General features: G+C 50.1%; 19 protein-coding genes. 5 read left to right on the top strand and 14 right to left on the bottom strand.

The window, feature by feature from the left end:
* The first annotated feature begins 219 nt into the window (after positions 1-219).
* Positions 220-1,665: a coniferyl aldehyde dehydrogenase gene (locus tag ACG1BZ_RS05475; RefSeq protein ID WP_413664729.1), complete on the top strand. Its 1,446-nt coding sequence runs from the start codon at positions 220-222 to the stop codon at positions 1,663-1,665.
* A gap of 149 nt (positions 1,666-1,814) precedes the next feature.
* Positions 1,815-2,120, top strand: coding sequence for a hypothetical protein (locus ACG1BZ_RS05470; RefSeq protein WP_413664728.1), 306 nt, complete (start codon positions 1,815-1,817; stop codon positions 2,118-2,120).
* A 282-nt stretch (positions 2,121-2,402) separates the two neighbouring features.
* Here the strand turns inward: ACG1BZ_RS05470 and ACG1BZ_RS05465 are convergent, their stop codons facing one another.
* The 4 genes from ACG1BZ_RS05465 to ACG1BZ_RS05450 form a co-directional block, all read right to left on the bottom strand.
* The gene (locus tag ACG1BZ_RS05465; RefSeq protein ID WP_413664727.1) at positions 2,403-3,401 is read right to left on the bottom strand and encodes an AraC family transcriptional regulator ligand-binding domain-containing protein; all 999 of its coding nucleotides are present in this window, start codon (positions 3,399-3,401) and stop codon (positions 2,403-2,405) included.
* A gap of 18 nt (positions 3,402-3,419) precedes the next feature.
* On the bottom strand, positions 3,420-4,193 hold the full coding sequence (locus tag ACG1BZ_RS05460; protein ID WP_413664726.1) for an SDR family NAD(P)-dependent oxidoreductase: 774 nt from the start codon (positions 4,191-4,193) through the stop codon (positions 3,420-3,422).
* Positions 4,194-4,350: 157 nt separating this feature from the next.
* The gene (locus ACG1BZ_RS05455; RefSeq protein ID WP_413664725.1) at positions 4,351-4,953 is read right to left on the bottom strand and encodes a hypothetical protein; all 603 of its coding nucleotides are present in this window, start codon (positions 4,951-4,953) and stop codon (positions 4,351-4,353) included.
* Positions 4,954-5,055: 102 nt separating this feature from the next.
* Positions 5,056-5,424, bottom strand: coding sequence for a zinc ribbon domain-containing protein (locus ACG1BZ_RS05450; protein WP_413664724.1), 369 nt, complete (start codon positions 5,422-5,424; stop codon positions 5,056-5,058).
* Between the two features lie 34 nt (positions 5,425-5,458).
* On the opposite strand from ACG1BZ_RS05450, the gene ACG1BZ_RS05445 reads away from it, so the two are divergent.
* Complete coding sequence (locus tag ACG1BZ_RS05445; RefSeq protein ID WP_413664723.1) at positions 5,459-5,740, top strand: hypothetical protein; 282 nt, start codon at positions 5,459-5,461, stop codon at positions 5,738-5,740.
* A gap of 201 nt (positions 5,741-5,941) precedes the next feature.
* Here ACG1BZ_RS05445 and ACG1BZ_RS05440 read toward each other — a convergent pair whose 3' ends face one another.
* From ACG1BZ_RS05440 to ACG1BZ_RS05425, 4 genes are all read right to left on the bottom strand, one after another.
* Positions 5,942-6,358, bottom strand: coding sequence for a PaaI family thioesterase (locus ACG1BZ_RS05440; RefSeq protein ID WP_413664722.1), 417 nt, complete (start codon positions 6,356-6,358; stop codon positions 5,942-5,944).
* 240 nt (positions 6,359-6,598) lie between these two features.
* A complete protein-coding gene (gene groL, locus ACG1BZ_RS05435; protein WP_108732154.1) occupies positions 6,599-8,239 on the bottom strand; it encodes a chaperonin GroEL in 1,641 nt (546 codons plus the stop codon).
* Positions 8,240-8,287: 48 nt separating this feature from the next.
* Positions 8,288-8,581, bottom strand: coding sequence for a co-chaperone GroES (gene groES, locus ACG1BZ_RS05430; RefSeq protein ID WP_020412315.1), 294 nt, complete (start codon positions 8,579-8,581; stop codon positions 8,288-8,290).
* A 215-nt stretch (positions 8,582-8,796) separates the two neighbouring features.
* On the bottom strand, positions 8,797-9,282 hold the full coding sequence (locus ACG1BZ_RS05425; RefSeq protein ID WP_413664721.1) for an FxsA family protein: 486 nt from the start codon (positions 9,280-9,282) through the stop codon (positions 8,797-8,799).
* 144 nt (positions 9,283-9,426) lie between these two features.
* Between ACG1BZ_RS05425 and cfa the strand changes: the two genes are divergently transcribed.
* Positions 9,427-10,575 carry a cyclopropane fatty acyl phospholipid synthase gene (cfa, locus tag ACG1BZ_RS05420; RefSeq protein WP_413664720.1) on the top strand — a complete coding sequence of 383 codons (1,149 nt, stop codon included), beginning with the start codon at positions 9,427-9,429 and terminating at the stop codon, positions 10,573-10,575.
* Positions 10,576-10,665: 90 nt separating this feature from the next.
* Here cfa and ACG1BZ_RS05415 read toward each other — a convergent pair whose 3' ends face one another.
* Positions 10,666-11,427, bottom strand: a complete 762-nt coding sequence (locus ACG1BZ_RS05415) for an SDR family oxidoreductase (RefSeq protein ID WP_413664719.1) — start codon at positions 11,425-11,427, stop codon at positions 10,666-10,668.
* Between the two features lie 84 nt (positions 11,428-11,511).
* A complete protein-coding gene (locus tag ACG1BZ_RS05410) occupies positions 11,512-12,543 on the bottom strand; it encodes a DUF481 domain-containing protein (protein WP_413664718.1) in 1,032 nt (343 codons plus the stop codon).
* A gap of 242 nt (positions 12,544-12,785) precedes the next feature.
* On the opposite strand from ACG1BZ_RS05410, the gene ACG1BZ_RS05405 reads away from it, so the two are divergent.
* Complete coding sequence (locus ACG1BZ_RS05405; RefSeq protein WP_413664717.1) at positions 12,786-13,091, top strand: MGMT family protein; 306 nt, start codon at positions 12,786-12,788, stop codon at positions 13,089-13,091.
* 20 nt (positions 13,092-13,111) lie between these two features.
* Here ACG1BZ_RS05405 and ACG1BZ_RS05400 read toward each other — a convergent pair whose 3' ends face one another.
* The 4 genes from ACG1BZ_RS05400 to ACG1BZ_RS05385 all read right to left on the bottom strand — a co-directional run bounded on the left by ACG1BZ_RS05400 (position 13,112) and on the right by ACG1BZ_RS05385 (position 17,641).
* Positions 13,112-14,383 carry an AmpG family muropeptide MFS transporter gene (locus ACG1BZ_RS05400; RefSeq protein WP_413664716.1) on the bottom strand — a complete coding sequence of 424 codons (1,272 nt, stop codon included), beginning with the start codon at positions 14,381-14,383 and terminating at the stop codon, positions 13,112-13,114.
* Between the two features lie 236 nt (positions 14,384-14,619).
* On the bottom strand, positions 14,620-15,993 hold the full coding sequence (locus tag ACG1BZ_RS05395) for an AmpG family muropeptide MFS transporter (protein ID WP_413664715.1): 1,374 nt from the start codon (positions 15,991-15,993) through the stop codon (positions 14,620-14,622).
* A gap of 73 nt (positions 15,994-16,066) precedes the next feature.
* Entirely contained in the window at positions 16,067-16,639 is a 573-nt protein-coding gene (locus tag ACG1BZ_RS05390; protein ID WP_413664714.1) for a YbhB/YbcL family Raf kinase inhibitor-like protein, read from the bottom strand.
* 15 nt (positions 16,640-16,654) lie between these two features.
* Entirely contained in the window at positions 16,655-17,641 is a 987-nt protein-coding gene (locus tag ACG1BZ_RS05385) for a threonine/serine dehydratase (RefSeq protein ID WP_413664713.1), read from the bottom strand.
* Positions 17,642-17,665: the final 24 nt, after the last annotated feature.

Below are 17,665 nucleotides of genomic sequence, written 5' to 3'. Positions count from 1 at the left end.
CGAGCTATCCTGACAGGGCCGGCTGCCAAAGCCGGCCCCAACCTATTCTGCTTGAACATAGTGATGTAATCCGCGCCATAAATTGCGATGGCAAAACAAACTTGGCCATTCCCCGGATAAAATTTGTTCTCCGATCATCAAAGGAATTTACCGGATTGGTCAATCACTCCGATTCAATTTCGTTTAGTCTTTCTGAGATCAACGCCACAGGATAATAAAATGACAACACAAACCCTGACCCGGCAGGATGCAGACAAAGCGGTACTGCAAAACTATCTGGACAAACAGCGCAGTGCCTACCTGGCCAACCCGGCTCCCAGCTATCAGCAACGTGTGCAGGATCTTAGAACCCTTGCCCAGCTCCTGCGTGAACAGCAGGAATCCATTATCCAGGCAATTAGTAACGACTACGGCAATCGAGCCAGGGAAGAGATACTGCTCTACGATATCTACCCAGCGCTCTCCGGCATTAAAGAGACTATCAAGCGCCTAAAGAAGTGGATGAAACCCAGGGGGCGCCATACAGATTTTAAATCCTATCCCCTCTCTAAAAATCGTGTGGTCCCACAACCTCTGGGGGTAATTGGCGTCATAGTGCCGTGGAACTTCCCAATAAACTTAAGCTTTTCACCACTGACCAATATTTTCGCCGCAGGCAATCAGGCGATGGTCAAGATGTCCACCAATTCCAAGCACCTTGCAGAATTACTCAGTAAAGTCTGTGAACAATACTTCCCGGAAGAAAAGCTGGTTTTTATTCCCGATGCCGATGAAATAGGCCCGGTATTTTCCAGCCTTAAATTCGATCACTTAATCTTTACTGGCTCCAGTAATACCGGTCGTGCAGTAATGCGCTCCGCCGCAGAAAACCTAACTCCAGTCACATTGGAGCTTGGAGGTAAATCACCGGCAATTGTTGGCTCGGATTACCCGGTTAAGAAAGCCGCCGAGCAACTAATTTACTGGAAGCTGGTAAACGCCGGGCAGATCTGTGTCAACGTGGATTATCTTTTCTTGCCGGAGGAGCATCTCGAAGAGTTTATCGAGCACGCAAAACATTATGTTCAGAAGCGCTACCCCGACTTAGATGGCCAGGATTACACTTCTATTATCGACGACACATCTTACCAGCGAATCTGGGCAACCCTGGATGACGCCAAGGCTAAGGGTGCTAATGCCATAGATTTAAGTGCTGGCAAATTGGATAGGGACAATAAACTGCGAAAATTTCCTCCACATATCCTGACCAACGTAGACAGCGAGATGCTGGCAATGCAGCGTGAGATTTTTGGCCCGCTATTGCCGATTATCACTTACTCCAAGCCAGAGGAAATTATTGATTATATTAATGCTCGCCCCAGGCCCCTGGCGATTTACCCTTACACTCACGACAAAACCTTACAAGATTTATATATCAAAAAAGTAATGTCTGGGGGCGTGTCGGTAAATAATTGTGTACTGCACGTTGGTCAGCACGATATTCCATTTGGCGGCGTTGGTGAAAGCGGTATGGGTCACTACCATGGCTACGAGGGATTTTTGACCTTCTCTAAACTTCGCCCCATCTTCTATCAGGGCCCAATCGATCTATTAAAATTACTGCGGCCTCCCTATGGCAAACTCTCAACTCGTGTTATCGACTTTATGCTAAAACTTACCCGCTAGTATTTTTATGGCCCGGCTACATCCTGTAGCCGGGTCATCCACTGCTATAATCGCGCTCAGGTCAGATCGAAATCACTACAGCCCGCTGGCACTGCGATAATCCCTAGTCCAAACTAATACTATGGCTTGTTAGCAGTATGGAGCCGTAGATGATTTTTCTTACCGCCATAGCTTTGGTTGGCAATCTCACTAACCCAATCCCCCCCGGCCTCGATCCCAATAAACCCGCCCCCATCTACGACAGCCCCGACCTTTACGGAGCAGAACCCTCGGTCATTGCCTTGGACTTATCCACTATTAAAGCGAAACTGCATGGTCTAGGGTTCAACCCCATCACGCATATCGAATTTGTGGGCGGAAGATGGAAAATCCAGGCGGTCTACGGAGGAGAATTGAGGGCTCTGGAAGTGAATCCGGACAACGGAATAATTATTGCTGACCGGCCAGCCAATTAATCGCTGTTTAAATGTTAAAACTAAGGAGCCTCTGAGTAACTCCGTAATGCCTCTGCGGCCTTCAAGGCCCGCCCTTCGGGGCATTCAGAGCGATTCACACTCCGCGTTGCGACTTCTTGAAAGGTCTAGACATTCCTGCGAAGCCGCGCCTTGATTGTGAACCGCTCTGCATGCCAGAGGTATCATGGAGTTATTCAGAGGCTCCCTAAACCTCTAGGTCCAAACTGGTCACAAAAATTTACAGTGATATGCAAACATTGGTTTTTTAACTAAGGGATCTATTCAGTGAATAGAGTCCCGGTATTGCAATGGTGTCATTCCTTTCCAGCCCCGGTAGGCCCGAATAAATGAATTGGGTTCTTTAAATCCCAGCATAAAAGAAATCTCACCCAAATGAAGGCTGGACTTGGCGAGGTAGTGATCGGCCAAACTTGATCTAACTCCCTGTAATACTGCCTGGAAGGATTGATTTTCCTCCCCCAGTTTCCGCTGTAAAGTCCTTTTACTGATAGCCAAGCGTTCAGACACCGCTTCGACAGAACTCTCTCCGGCCGGTAGTAACTCCATCAATACTGAACCTACCCGCTCCCCCATTGTGGCTTCGCTATCCAAATCCTTGAGCTGTTGGCTCAATTTACCTTCAAAGAAATCCCACATAGGGGCATTGGCAGTCAGAAATGGTTTTTGTGCATCTTGTGCTGAGAAACAAATTCTCACCCGGTCGGACTGCTTAATTGAACAACCAAAAAACTCCCGATAAGGCGTTTGATCTTCAGGCAGCTGCGGTAGTGCCAATTCCAATGGTTGAATTTCCTCCCGGGTTCCCAACCGAGCCAGGCGGATATAGAAAATAAATTCGCTCAGGCCCAAAGCTTCAGGGATATTCCCATCACTTCCATAGCACTCTAAATTGAGCTTGGTGTACTCATCAGTAATATCCAAGTGCAATTCCATGGGACCGATCAGTGGTTTGTATTGCTGTATCCGCAGTAGAGCTTGATTCAGATTTGCACTGCACAGGCTCGCAAATATGGGAGGGTCAAACGACTCAGCCGAAAGGTGCTCCGCCAGTAAAAGTGGTAGTGGCCGATCCTTAGAGGCCTGATCGATACCACACCAGAAACGGAAATATTCCACCGGAGTGAGTGTCACAGCCTCCCGCTGTAACAGATCCGCAGGTAACCCGGCATAGGCAAGAGCCAGCGCTGTATCGATATTCATATCGTGTAATATCAACTTCCAGCTGGGAGGTACCAGGAATTTCGCTGCACGTTTGATCATTACCGGACCTGCCTGCAATTAAGACTTTTCCATCGTCTGACGGGAAAACTTCAGTACCATTTTACGGGGCAGTAAAGGCATTATCCAATTCAGAAACAACTTGAGCCGTGTCTCATTAAAAGCAACCAGATCTCCCCGCTCCATTGCCTGATAGCCACATCTGGCAACAGACTCAGCCGAACGGGCATTTTTCCAAATATCGACACCCTGAAGGTCACCAGCCGCAACAAACCCTGTTGCAACAGCACCGGGGCACAAAGCCGTTACTGTTACACCTGTGCCTTTCAATTCCTCAGCCAGTGCCTGGCTGAATGATGTTACATAGGCTTTTGTTGCGTAGTAAACCGCCTGTAAAGGGCCGGGAATAAAAGAGGCTGTAGATGAAACATTAAGAATATGTCCATTATTGCGGCCAACCATCCCCTTTAAATACAGGTGGGTGAGATTGGTAAGGGAAACCATATTCACCTGCATCATACCCTGCTCAGCTTCCAAATCCCTCTGATGGAAAAGACCATGACCACCAAAACCCGCATTGTTAATTAGAGTGCCAATCTCCACACCCTCACTTTGGGTTCGCTCAAAAATTCTCTGCGCGGACATGGGGTCAGAAAGGTCCTCGGCAATAACCATTGCCTGGATACCAAATTCCTTCTCCAGCTGCTGTTTGAGTGCAGAAAGCTTCCCTTCAGACCGGGCAACCAGAACCAAGTTGCCACCCTTAGATGCATGTATCCTGGCCAGTTCAAGGCCGATGCCACCAGAGGCCCCAGTAATAAGTGCCGTTTCCATCTATCTGTCTCCCAAGCGTTAATCTTGAAATCAGTATATGATCAGAAGGCGCCAACTAAGAATCCGATGATGCCAAGTGACTATCCAATCGTGACATCATTGATTAGTAGAGTGTCGGCCTTAGAGTCAAATTATTTAAAAGAAAAAGGTTTTACCCCTACTTCCTCTTACCAATAATTAAGGTATTGTCCTCGACGGAGTAGCTGGGAACATCTAGGTCAGCAATGTACCAGGATTGACTCCTACCATTGAGGTCAAAGATCATATACTTCTCCCAACTCTCCCACTCACTCTCAACACACTGTAGCGCCCCAGCTAAGTCCTGCCCCTCAATAGAAATACCCTCTGACAAATACGTAAATTCAGAACATGGGATTATTGAGCGATAGTAATCACGCTCGGCTAGCCTAGGTACACCATCCTCAGAGTTCACTTGAAGCATAAACACTTTTATTTCACGATCTAGTCGCTCCTGAGCTTTAGGTGGCTGCTTTCCATATTTTTCAGGTTCAACTAAAACATCAAGTTGCTCTAGAACTTCATCTCTTGGCTTAACAATAATTAAACGATACCACGACCAATCTAGGGAGATCATGGCATCTTCTCCAATATCATCAAGATCTATATATAAAAAATATTCCCTATCTGCTAATGAGCTTGGAAACAAGGATAAGAAAAATGGAGAACCACCAAGAGCAACACCTGTAATCACAAGAAAACCCATGCAGCCCCACAAAATTTTTTTTCGAAGCCCATCCATATCCAACACCCGTAAGTCCTGCTTTTTAAAAAACCAGAAAGCTAGGTTTGTAGTTCAGTAAAGTACTTAAAAAACTTTGATCTAAAAACCTTCTCGCCTCTATCAACCACCAAAGTGGCTAGATACTAGTAAATCTTTTCCACACCAATAGCAGTTGGCCCTTTGTTTTCTCACCTTATGGCCACAGGAAGGGCATTCTTTCAGGTTACCAGTTGTTATTTTTCCATCGCGCTTACCATCTCGCAGATCAATCTGCCCCATTTTTTCAATAAGTTCGGCCTCGGTTACCCCTAATTTTTCCGATAAAAGCTCCCACATAGCCTGATTCGCCAACACTAATGTATCTATACGTCCCTGAATATCACCGACTTCCAGTTCCAGGTTAGCGGCCATCTGCTTTGCATTTTGAGCTCGATATCTCGCATCATCGATTTCTCGCTGCTGAAAATAATCCCAAATAGTGTCTAACATTTATTTCACTTCACTTAAAAAATCAGAATAAAAAATGGATCAAATCTGCATTTACGATTTTCGTTTAATCAAAATTATTAACAGATATATCAAACCAAATAATGTCCCAAACGGAAAAGAGCCAATCCAAATCAGTGAGAGTATTAAAGAATACCAGAATAACCACTTAGCTCGAAAAGACGATAAAAACAAAGCAGTACAGGAAATCAACAAGCCTGGAGCAGACAATAGACCTCCTATAACAAAATTAGAGAGGGATTGGCTCATCATGCCTGCCATTACTTCAGGGGATGTATCAAGTGATTGGGCGATCTGAGAAGTTTCCCAAAAACCCAACATTCCCAAATAAAAGAACACAATAATCGGGGTTTGAAGAGCAGTACCCAATATAGAAAGAGCGCTCCCCAACCTAACCCGCTTATTTCCCTCCGGGCAAAGCTCACTTTCCGGGGAGCTATATATGCCTTGTTCAAAACTCATTTTTACCTCAGAAAACATCACATCCTTCATCAAGGATTTATAAATTTTGTCCCTTTATTAAAGCGGTAGCGGTTGCCCTAGCAATTAGTTTCCCCTCTTGAAGAAGCTCTCCTTCCAGAAAGCAGACAGTTCCACCTCTAGATACAACTCTGCCAACACCCTCAACTGGCCCCACTTTAGCTGGGCGAACAAATTGAGTCTTTAGCTCTAATGTCGGAGCAAACTGACCAATATTCAGTGAAAATACAAGTGCAGGACCCATTACGTCGTCGAGCATTGCACATAGAAACCCACCCTGTATTGTTCCCGCAGGGTTTAAGAATGACTCACTGGCAAAAAATCGGGCTTTGATCTCCATTTTTTCACGTGAATAGCTTATTAACTCAAATCCCAGAGTTTTCGCACACTCAGGTACTGTCAAATCTCCCGACTCGACCATTTCGTAGATATCCATATTTCCGCACCGATTTCATTCTATATTTGTTATTTCAACTTAAGTCAGATTCACCATCACTTACCAGCCCTGCTCCACTCGATTTTACTGCTGCCCTGTATCACACCAAGTTCCAGCAGTTAAGTGCTCTCATCTACGCCAATTCACACCTTGGATAAATCTGCCCCCAGTAAACCACTTTCAACAAGGCAAAAAAAAGCCCCGCAATTGCGGGGCTTTTTAGATAGGCTAAAGGCCGGCTTACATCATGCCGCCCATACCGCCCATGCCACCCATACCGCTCATGTCAGGAGCAGCCGGCTTGTCTTCCGGAATTTCTGCAACCATGGCTTCGGTGGTGATCATCAGGCCAGCGATAGAAGCTGCCGCTTGCAGAGCAGAGCGGGTTACTTTAGCTGGGTCCAGGATACCCATTTCCAGCATATCGCCGTACTCACCAGTAGCAGCGTTGTAACCAAAGTTGCCTTCGCCTTGCTTGATCTTGTCAACAACTACGGAAGCTTCGTCACCAGCGTTGGAAACGATTTGACGCAGAGGCATTTCCATAGCGCGCAGGGCTGCTGCGATGCCGTGGTTCTGGTCTTCGTTGTCGCCAGTTACAGAGATAACCTGGGTAGCGCGAACCAGAGCGGTACCACCGCCAGGTACTACGCCTTCCTCTACTGCGGCGCGGGTAGCGTGCAGCGCGTCTTCAACGCGGGCTTTCTTCTCTTTCATTTCCACTTCAGTAGCGGCGCCTACTTTGATTACCGCAACACCGCCAGCCAGCTTGGCTACGCGCTCTTGCAGCTTCTCTTTGTCGTAGTCGGAAGAGGACTCTTCGATCTGTGCACGGATCTGGCTAACGCGAGCTTCGATGTCTTTAACATTGCCAGCGCCGTCAACGATTACAGTGTTTTCTTTGGACAGGGTTACGCGCTTAGCAGTACCCAGGTGCTCCAGAGTGGTACCTTCCAGCTCCAGGCCAACTTCTTCAGAAATCACGGTGCCGCCAGTCAGGATAGCGATGTCCTGCAGCATGGCTTTACGACGGTCGCCGAAACCAGGTGCTTTAACAGCAGCAACTTTAACGATGCCGCGCATGCTGTTAACAACCAGAGTTGCCAGTGCTTCGCCTTCTACGTCTTCAGCGATGATCAGCAGCGGCTTGGAAGCTTTAGCTACTTGCTCCAGCAGGGGCAGCAGGTCGCGGATGTTGGAGATTTTCTTGTCTACCAGCAGGATGAACGGATTGTCCAGCTCGGCAGTCATGTTCTCTTGGTTGGTGATGAAGTAAGGAGACAGGTAGCCGCGGTCGAACTGCATGCCTTCTACTACGTCCAGCTCGTTTTCCAGGCCGGAACCTTCTTCAACAGTGATAACGCCTTCTTTGCCAACTTTTTCCATGGCTTCAGCGATGATGGTACCAACGCTCTCGTCGCTGTTAGCGGAGATAGTACCTACCTGAGCGATAGACTTGGTATCAGCACAAGGAGTGGACAGGCCAGCAATGTGGTCAACAGCTGCGGTTACCGCTTTGTCGATACCGCGCTTCAGGTCCATTGGGTTGAAGCCAGCGGCTACGGATTTCAGGCCTTCAGTTACGATAGCCTGGGCCAGAACGGTAGCGGTGGTGGTGCCGTCACCAGCGGTGTCAGAAGCTTTGGAAGCAACTTCTTTAACCATCTGTGCGCCCATGTTTTCGAACTTGTCGCTCAGCTCGATTTCTTTCGCTACGGAAACACCGTCTTTGGTTACGGTAGGAGCGCCGAAGGACTTGTCCAGAACTACGTTGCGGCCTTTAGGACCCAGGGTAGTTTTTACAGCGTCTGCCAGGATGTTTACGCCTTTCAGCATTTTCTGACGAGCGTCGTCACCAAAAATTACGTCTTTAGCTGCCATGATTCTTATTCCTCAAATTCTTTTTGCGAGTAAAGTTAAAGGCTGGCCTTAGCCTTCCAACACGCCGTAGATGTCACCTTCGCTCATGATGATCAGCTCTTCGCCTTCCACCTTGAGGGTATTGCTGTCGGCATAGCGACCGAAAACAACAGTGTCACCTACCTTCACAGACAGTGCGCGAACGTCGCCATTGTCCAGCTGCTTGCCCTCACCCACGGCTACCACTTCACCTTGGTTCGGCTTTTCTTTGGCAGCGCCTGGCAGCACGATACCGCCAGCTGACATCGCTTCTTCTTCCTTACGGCGTACTACGACGCGGTCGTGTAAAGGACGAATTTTCATGGATAAGTTCTCCATTGAGTCGTTTTAATGGTTTCCAACATGGGCGGCACTGGCCCTTTGGGCCGGTAACCTCACCCCTCTCTGATCCTCAGAGGCGGGGCTTAATTCTCAGTTGAACCCTATCTATGGGCGGGAATAAGGATTTCAACACCATCAGGTGAAAAAACTGCAAAGCAAATTCTCATCGCTGACATTTTGTATATTTTTTAACCCAATCAGTGCTTGGGGCGCTTATCTTCAACGGAGTGTTGATTCTCTCCGGGGCGCTTCTCATCTTTCGAATACTCCCCCTCGATAATGTCGTCACCACGCTTGTGGTTTGGCGGCTGGTTAAAATTCTGCGGGGGAACCACCTTGACGTGGCGAAGGATAAAACCGAGCAACAGGTTCCTGAGCCCCGGAATCAGGCAGATAAAGCCGAAGAAATCAGTGATAAAGCCCGGGGTGAGCAACAGCACACCACCCACCGCGAGGAATATCCCTTCAACCATCTCTTTGGCGGGAATATTTCCAGCCTGCATCTTCTCCTGGGCCCGCATCAGGGTAGAGATTCCCTGGCGGCGAAGCAGTGTCACTCCTACCACTGCGGTCAAAATGACCAGGCCGATCGTTGGCAGGGCGCCAATTTCACTCCCTACGGCAATCAACACCCACATTTCGAGTACAGGTAGGGCTATAAATAGAAGTAATAATGGGCGCATTGCGGAAATTCCTAGTTAACCAGCTTCGCTGAGAGCCGGGACGATCACGGTTTTTTCAATATGCTGTAGTAAATGGAGTGGGGAGGCAAATTATTCAAGGGCGCCTTATTCCACCCCACAGTAACTGGAGAGAGGAAGGATTGAATGGCAAGCGAGCAACAGGATGCTATAGAAGTGCCAGCCATCGGACGCAGTCGCCACTTAGTGGACGATATATTGGCGAAAGCGGACATTCAAATTAACGGGGAAAGACCCTGGGACCTGCAACTTCATCGGGAAGCAGCCCTTGATGAGGTCATCGCCCGGCACAGCTTGGGCCTGGGCGAGTCCTATATGCGCGGCGATTGGGATGTCCAAGACCTGGATCAATTCTTCCACCGGTTACTCAGTGCTGAGATTCATCACAGTATCAAGAACTGGCGCTACTTTTGGCGCGCCACACGCAGCTATCTGGTGAATCTACAGAGCAAAAACCGCTCGTTTAATGTGGGAGAGCAACACTACGATCTGGGCAACGAATTCTATAGTGCCATGCTCGACAATCGGCTTACGTACAGCTGCGGCTATTGGAAAGAGGCTAACACCCTCGACCAAGCCCAGGAAGCCAAGCTGGACCTGATTTGCCGCAAGCTGGAATTGAAACCCGGGATGCGCTTGCTGGATATTGGCTGTGGCTGGGGCAGCCTGGTTAGCTATGCCGCGCAAAAGTATCAAGTGGAGTGTGTTGGGATTACGATTTCCCGAGAGCAAAAAGCCTATGTGACAGAGCGCTATGGTGAACTGCCAATTACTGTTCGCCTTCAGGACTATAGAGAACTCAAAGAACCCTTCGACCGCATCGCCAGCGTAGGGATGTTTGAGCATGTCGGCCGCAAGAACTACCGAACATTTATGGAAACAACAGCGCGCTGTCTGAACAAAGATGGGTTGATGATGTTACATACGATCGGCAACAACCAGCGCACCGCATCTACGGACTTGTGGACAGAAAAATATATATTCCCAGGTGGTGAGCTACCTTCGGTAGGACAGCTGGGCGACGCGACAGATCGCTTGCTAGTGTGCGAAGACCTGCACAACTTTGGATACTACTACGATAAAACCCTGATGGCCTGGCATGAAAACTTTGAGAAAAACTGGCCGCGCTTTGCCGATCGCTACGGCCAGCGCTTCTACAGGATGTGGCGCTACTATCTACTATCTTACGCCGGTGCATTCCGGGGGCGCACACTTCAGCTATGGCAGCTAATGTATTCGAAGTTCCGCGCCGATGGTGTTACGCGTTTGAGTTAAAGCACTATTTGCTGTAAATCCAGAAACTAATTACAGAATCAAAAAAGGGTGAACTCAGTTCACCCTTTTTATGCTGGGGAAGAGGGAAGCTTACAAGCGGGCTCCGCCATCAATATCTATCACTCGACCGGTGACGTAGTCGTTCTCCAGAATAAACGCTACTGTCGAGGCGATCTCATCCTGCTCACCCAACCTGCGCAGTGGCACTTGTTTTACCAGACTCTCAAGAATCTCAGGGCGCATTTGCGCAACCATATCGGTGCCGATAAAACCCGGGGCAATCCCGGCAACACGCACGCCGTAGCGCGCCAGTTCGCGTGCCCAGGATACCGTCATCGCTGCAACACCCGCTTTACTGGCGGAGTAGTTGGTCTGCCCCATATTGCCCGCACGGGACAAACTGGAGATATTGACCATCACCCCACCCTTACCGCTTTCCGCCATAATGCCCGCAGCAGCACGGCCACAAAGGAATACACCGGTAAGATTCACATCGATCACAGACTGCCACTGTGCCAGGGACATGCGATCTGTCACTTTGCCGTCTTTACACTTGAGCAACATGCCATCGCGCATAATGCCGGCGTTATTAACCAGAACCTGGAGTCCGCCAAAGTCTGCTGCGATTTTCGCAAAACCGGAGTCCACCGCTTCCTCATCGGCAACATTGATCAAGTAGCTGCGAGCCTCTGCACCGAGCTTTTCACAAGCTGCAACGCTGTCTTTCAGGCCTTCCTCATTAACATCGATCAGGGCCAGGCGGGCGCCTCGCGCAGCCAGATACTCGGCCATAGCTCGGCCCAACCCCTGGCCCGCACCGGTAATCGCAACAATACTGTCAGCGATTTGCATATTGAACTCCTCGTCGTCGCTCGTTTTTTAGATTTATCGTTTATGACTGCCTTCGATCCTGCCCTATGCAGGCTCGAGGGGGAATTACCATTCGTAACCGACACCAACGGTCACTTTGGTATCTTCTTTTTCACTTTCCAGGGAGGGCGTATTGTCGTACTGCCACTCGTAACCGATCTCCATCAGCACGCCTTCAACCAGCGGTGTGCGCACCCCCAGCTTGGCGTTAGCTTCGTAGTCGTTACTGTGATCAAAGGATTGTAAGGTTTCCTGGTCGAAATAAATTTCCGGCCCAAGGGAAAACTTGTAGCGGTAGTTAAGTGCAATTCGACCGGCGACATAGCGCTCATCCTGGTCTTCACTCAACTCTTCATCGATAAAGCTCTCATGCAGGCTACTCACACCACCTTCGAGGGAAAAAGTGGTTTTACTGGTATCGTAAAACAGATAACCCATACCGAGACCGAGCGTAGTTCCCAGGTCTAAGTTCTGAGCCTCCTCCCTTTCCAGCTCACTATTAGCCGCGGCAAACCACTTCTCAGCAAATATCCAGCGAAGATCATAATTGAGCTGGTATTTTTCCAGGTCACCGTCTTCTTCACTTTCCTGGTTCTGGTAAACCGCCCCCATCAAGTGGTTAAAATCTCCATGGCGGATATCCAAGTTTATACTGGCATCGAGGTCTTCACGCTCACGGTTACCGCTCTCAAATACGCCCCCGGCGGTAACATCACCGCTGAATAACACCGGACTGGTGGTAAATGTGCTGTAGGGTTCTGCCCGCTCAATACCGGGGAAATCGATCAGCCAACCGCGCCCTTCAGCGCAGTACACTTCCCAACGCTCCTGGCGGTGGCCGGCTAAGGTACAGGGTTCATCCCTGCCGGCAATTTTGATATCGGTATCGATGTCCATCGACACCACTTTGGATTTGTCGACTTTAACCTCACCAAAAGTCTCTGACTTCCAAGTGACCTGATCCTTCTCTACCAGCACCAACTCGCCCTGAATACGATCGCCATTTTCCAGGGTCAGCACACCGGCATAGGCCTGGAAGGGCACAAGAAATAAGAGAGTTCGAGTAAAGAACCTGGGGAGTCGTGTCGATAAAACCACTAAGAAACCTTGGACTTTTTTAGGAGTATGAACGGTGCAAACAGCTTCAACAATCGCACCATGATGCCACAACTAGAATCATGTGGCACGCCGTCACAGCAGAGGCTTTCGCGCCCTGGGGACTGTGACCTTGCGAGCTGGTAAAGTATCCATAAATGGCGAATAAAAATCTCATTTTCAGGAGATTACAAAGTAAAAAATTGCGCCCAGTTGGCGTAATTCGCCGATATTTAGAGCTTTTTATGGAAAAACAGAACTCCCTGGAAAGAATATGCCAAGCCTTGGCGGCGATCCCCAAAGGGCGGGTTGTCACCTACGGGGACTTGGCTGAGATGGCCGGCTACCCACGCGCTGCAAGACTTGCAGGTCAGACCCTGCGTAAGCTACCCCGGGGTACCAAACTACCCTGGCACCGGGTAATCAACGCCCAGGGGCGCATCTCCCTGCCGGAACCCGGCGCCAGCCGCCAGCGTGAAAGACTGGAAAGAGAGGGGGTCATACTGCTGAAAGGGCGAGTGGATATGGGCAAATACCGCTGGAAACCTTAACCCCAATCGCAGACAGAAAACTACGCTACCTCATCAGCCCCCCAGGGCGCGACCCAAAATAACAGGATCATTCCAGGCACCGCCAGAACGGCACACAGGAGAAAGAAATGTGTCCACCCCATTCCCTCCACCAAATAGCCAGTGGAGGCATTGGCGAAGGTGCGCGGGAGCGATGTCAACGCTGTAAACAAGGCAAATTGAGTGGCGGTGTGCAACTTGCTGGTAGTTCGGGCGATAAATGCAATAAACACCGCTGTCCCCAAGCCCACCCCGAGATACTCAAAGGCAATTACTATCGCCAATAGCCAGAGGCTAGGATTGAAATCTGGAGTGCCCACCAGCTCGCCATTCACTTCAGACAAAATCATAAATCCGAAAATTGAAACCAGCTGTACCACCCCGAAAATCCATAGGCACTTATTAATCCCGATCTTTACAATTAATAAGCCGCCAAAGAAGCCGCCAATTACCGCAGGCCACAAACCGGCATTCTTTGCCACTATGCCGATATCCGTATTGGAATATCCCATATCCAGGTAATAGGGCGTCGCCAGTGCCGTAGCCATGCTATCGCCAAGCTTGTACAAAAACATAAAAGCTAGTACGAGCACCGCCTGTTTTACGCCATTGCGATTAAAGAATTCGACGAAGGGTAAAACAATGGCCTCGCGCAAAGATTTAGGACGACCTGCTGGATGGTCTGGCTCAGCCACCATCAAGGTCATAAAGACGGCAATCAACATAAAGGCCGCGGTAATCATAAACACCTGGTCCCAGGCCAGGTGGTCCGACAGGATCAAGCTGAGGGATCCCGGAATCAAGCCGGAAATACGATAGGCGTTGGCGTGAAAGGAATTGCCCAGGCCCAACTCCTGGTCTGGCAGAATCTCTCGTCGGAAAGCATCCAGGACTATATCCTGGCTGGCGCTAAAAAAAGCCACGGCAAAGCAAATTGCGGCAATTGACCAGATATCAAACTGGGGACTGAACATCCCCAGGACGCCAATGGAAACAATCAGTAACAGCTGCATTACCAGCATCCAGCCCCGCCGGCGGCCTAGCATCGGGAATGCGTAGCGCTCCATCAGAGGAGACCAGATAAATTTCCACGTATAGGGTAATCCGAGCAATGCAAAAATACCGATAGTGGCCAGATCCACGCCTTCGGTACGCAGCCAAGCGGGCACCAACTGTATCAATACAAAAAGAGGCATCCCCGAAGAGAAACCGGTGCCAATACAAATCAGCATACGCCGATTAAACACCGCCTCCCGGATGGTTTCGTGGGCCATAGTTTGTCGCTTTTATTCGCTGAGCATCGTCTACCAGTGATACCCGACCCGACAGGCAACAGACACACAATCAAACATAAGGGCGAGTCTATGGAGGGGTGGGTTTCACCTTTACAACCACCATAGACACAAGCCGGGCAGAATGCCCGGCGAAGAGTTTTGATATGACATAGGGATTTAGAAAAGAGCTGAATTCGGGATGTACTCTTAGAGAGGAAATAACATCCCTGTAAACCTTAGGTAGTGCCCGCTCCCGGCTGCACTTCTTCTCCCGGCCAGTCGCGCTGCTCGCGGCGCCAAAAATAAATGGACAGCGCAATGGCTGGAATTCCCATAAGCGCCGCATAAATAAAGAAGTAGGCATAACCCTGAGCATCCACCACTATGCCGGAAAAACCACTGATAAATTTCCCCGGCAAGGTCATCAGGGAGCTAAACAAAGCATATTGAGTGGCGGTATAAGCTTTATTGGCAAGACTGGAGAGAAACGCGATCAGTATCGCATTGGCAATTCCTCCACTGATGTTGTCCGCACTAATTACCAGCGCCAGCCAAGCTTTATCGGGACCGATCACAGCGAGTTGGGCAAATAGCAGGTTGGTGCAGGCGACCATAACCGAACCCAGTATCAACGGGCGCACAACACCGTATCGCACCACTAAAAGCCCGCCTAGAAAGGAACCGATAATGGTACAGAAGAAGCCAAACAGCTTACTGATTTCAGCGATTTCCGTTTTGGTAAAGCCCAGATCCAAATAGAAAGGATTGGCCATCACCCCCATCGCAATATCACTTAAACGGAAGATACCAATAAATAGCAACAAAATGATTGCGAAGCGGCCATTGCGCTGAAAAAACTCGATAAAGGGGCAGGCCACGGCGCGAATAAACCACTGCTTCATGCGACCATGCTCCCCCTTGCCCAATAGGCGCTGGGCCCACTCGCTTTGCAGCTCATCGGCTTCTTTGTTTACCTTGCTGTGATCAGGCTCGGCAATAATCAGAGTGGTAATCAGGCCCACTCCCATCAATCCAGCCATCGCAAGATAAGCACCGGACCAGCTAAAGATATCCGCAATAAACAGGGCGCCCGCTCCGGCTATCAGCATTGCCACCCGATAGCCAAATACATAATTGGCAGCCATAGCGCCCTGATAATCGTCATCCATGGCCTCAATTCGATAAGCATCAATCGCCACATCTTGAGAGGCCGAACAGAAAGCGACCCACAAGGCCAGCAGGGCCACGTGCATCAGGGAGAGCTGGGGATTTACACTGGCCATACCTATCAGGCCAATCGCTATCCCGATTTGGGATACCAGCATCCAGCCCCGACGCTTGCCCAATTTGTCCGTGAAAAAAGGCAGACGCAGCTGATCGACAATAGGGGCCCAGAGAACCTTGATCGAAAAGGTAATCCCTACCCAGGCAAAAAACCCGATGGCGGTACGGCTGACACCGTAGTCCCGCAGCCAGGCAGTCAAGGTAGAGAAGACCAGCAGTAATGGGAGGCCGGCGGAAAAGCCGAGGAAAAACATGGTGAGTACACGGGGCTTCAAATAAGCAGCCAGCGCTTGCCCCCATGTCATTTGTTTTTGTAAGTTGGTCAAGCGCGGGCCTCCAGAGCCTCAGCCGCTGCAACAGGTGTTCCTGTGCAGCGGAGTATTAAATTAGTTTATTTACTCAGTGGCCCCACAAAACTTCCAGCTCCGCTTCGGCCAACTTATTGGCATTGATATTGAAGCCAACTTTAGCAGGAGAAGTGTTTTCATCCAGCGGCAGGGATTCCACTTTCAAGGCATAGACACGAAAACGATAGCGATGATCCCCGTGCCCCTTGGGCGGGCAGGCACCACCGTAACCGGAATTACCATAATCATTGCGCCCCTGCACTGCTTCTGGAATCAGGCCGTTTTTCAGGTCACCGGCCCCTTCCGGAAGATTGGTCGTATCCACTGGGATATTAAATACCACCCAGTGCCACCAACCACTGCCGGTAGGCGCGTCGGGATCGTAAGCGGTAATAGCAAAACTCTTTGTGCCCTCCGGTGCCCCACTCCAACTCAATTGGGGAGACAGGTTCTCACCGCCGCAGCTGCCATAAACATGAGCCATGGGCATTTTCTTTCCAGCTTGCAGGGAGCTGGATGACAGTGTCAGCTTCTCAGCAATCGCGTTGGTTCCAGTCAGTGACAGCGCAGCAGCACAAAGCAGCCCGGCCAAACCCCGGCCGCCCTTTTTCAATAAATGGCTCATATCCCAGTTCCCCTTTTAGTTTTCTTCACTGGACAGCAGTGGGCCCACTTTGTCCAGATCCATATTTCCGCCGGTCAGAACAACCACGACATTCTTATTGCGAAAGCGCGCGCTGTGCTCAATGATCGCAGCGAGACCCACCGCAGCCGACGGTTCTACCAGCTGTTTGGTTCGCGTCCACAATAGCCGCATCGCATTGACGATACCAGCTTCGCTGACTGTCACAATATCCCGCACCGTGCGCTCAATAACGGCGTAATTTTTGCCGCCCAATGTTGTGCGCAGACCATCGGCGATCGTATCGGGCTGTTGTGTGGTGATATGAACGCCACCGCGCAGTGAACGCTGGGCATCATCCGCTCCGGCGGGTTCCGCACCAATTACCAGGATATCGGGGGCAAGCGCAGCCATAGCCAATCCCACGCCGGACAAAAGTCCACCGCCTCCCACTGGCGCCACAATAACGTCTGGAGCAAAGCCCTGTTCGCGGCTCTGCTTGAGCACTTCCATGGCTACGGTGCCCTGCCCTGCAATAATGCGCTTATCGTCATAGGGCGGGACTTCGTGCGCACCAGTTTCCTCAAGTACCTTTGCCAAAGTGGATTCGCGATCAGCCAGGCTGGGGCCCGAAGTCACCACTTTGGCACCGTACCCCTCAACCGCCATGCGTTTTGTCTTGGGAGCCGTTTCGGGCATCACCACCGTACAGGCCAATCCCCGCTGGGCTGCTGCCCAGGCGAGCGCCGCACCGTGATTACCGGACGAATGGGTGGCAACTTCCTCGACCCCGTCTGGGAGCAGCGAAAGCGCATTAGCCGCGCCCCGCGCTTTAAAGGCACCCACTTTCTGCAAGTGCTCACACTTAAACCACAAATTGGCGCCCGTCAGCTCGCTCAGCTGCCGAGAGCTGAGCAGAGGGGTCTCGTGTACCATGCCTGCAATATTTTGTGCGGCACTAAATACATCCTCACTGGCAGGTATCTCGTTGCGATCCAGGGGCATAACACTGTGTATCCTTTTCGACTA

This window comes from Microbulbifer sp. CNSA002 (assembly GCF_047324085.1).
In the GTDB taxonomy this organism is placed as follows: domain Bacteria; phylum Pseudomonadota; class Gammaproteobacteria; order Pseudomonadales; family Cellvibrionaceae; genus Microbulbifer.
The sequence above is the reverse complement of the archived record's forward strand: the minus strand, read 5'-3'. Positions and strand labels throughout refer to the sequence as shown.

Bases quoted from the DNA above. Each gene is read 5' to 3' on its own strand.
- ACG1BZ_RS05475 (WP_413664729.1), top strand. From the start codon at position 220: ATGACAACACAAACCCTGACCCGGCAGGATGCAGACAAAGCGGTACTG.
- ACG1BZ_RS05470 (WP_413664728.1), top strand. From the start codon at position 1,815: ATGATTTTTCTTACCGCCATAGCTTTGGTTGGCAATCTCACTAACCCA.
- ACG1BZ_RS05465 (WP_413664727.1), bottom strand. From the start codon at position 3,401: ATGATCAAACGTGCAGCGAAATTCCTGGTACCTCCCAGCTGGAAGTTG.
- ACG1BZ_RS05460 (WP_413664726.1), bottom strand. From the start codon at position 4,193: ATGGAAACGGCACTTATTACTGGGGCCTCTGGTGGCATCGGCCTTGAA.
- ACG1BZ_RS05455 (WP_413664725.1), bottom strand. From the start codon at position 4,953: ATGGATGGGCTTCGAAAAAAAATTTTGTGGGGCTGCATGGGTTTTCTT.
- ACG1BZ_RS05450 (WP_413664724.1), bottom strand. From the start codon at position 5,424: ATGTTAGACACTATTTGGGATTATTTTCAGCAGCGAGAAATCGATGAT.
- ACG1BZ_RS05445 (WP_413664723.1), top strand. From the start codon at position 5,459: ATGGATCAAATCTGCATTTACGATTTTCGTTTAATCAAAATTATTAAC.
- ACG1BZ_RS05440 (WP_413664722.1), bottom strand. From the start codon at position 6,358: ATGGATATCTACGAAATGGTCGAGTCGGGAGATTTGACAGTACCTGAG.
- groL (WP_108732154.1), bottom strand. From the start codon at position 8,239: ATGGCAGCTAAAGACGTAATTTTTGGTGACGACGCTCGTCAGAAAATG.
- groES (WP_020412315.1), bottom strand. From the start codon at position 8,581: ATGAAAATTCGTCCTTTACACGACCGCGTCGTAGTACGCCGTAAGGAA.
- ACG1BZ_RS05425 (WP_413664721.1), bottom strand. From the start codon at position 9,282: ATGCGCCCATTATTACTTCTATTTATAGCCCTACCTGTACTCGAAATG.
- cfa (WP_413664720.1), top strand. From the start codon at position 9,427: ATGGCAAGCGAGCAACAGGATGCTATAGAAGTGCCAGCCATCGGACGC.
- ACG1BZ_RS05415 (WP_413664719.1), bottom strand. From the start codon at position 11,427: ATGCAAATCGCTGACAGTATTGTTGCGATTACCGGTGCGGGCCAGGGG.
- ACG1BZ_RS05405 (WP_413664717.1), top strand. From the start codon at position 12,786: ATGGAAAAACAGAACTCCCTGGAAAGAATATGCCAAGCCTTGGCGGCG.
- ACG1BZ_RS05400 (WP_413664716.1), bottom strand. From the start codon at position 14,383: ATGGCCCACGAAACCATCCGGGAGGCGGTGTTTAATCGGCGTATGCTG.
- ACG1BZ_RS05390 (WP_413664714.1), bottom strand. From the start codon at position 16,639: ATGAGCCATTTATTGAAAAAGGGCGGCCGGGGTTTGGCCGGGCTGCTT.
- ACG1BZ_RS05385 (WP_413664713.1), bottom strand. From the start codon at position 17,641: ATGCCCCTGGATCGCAACGAGATACCTGCCAGTGAGGATGTATTTAGT.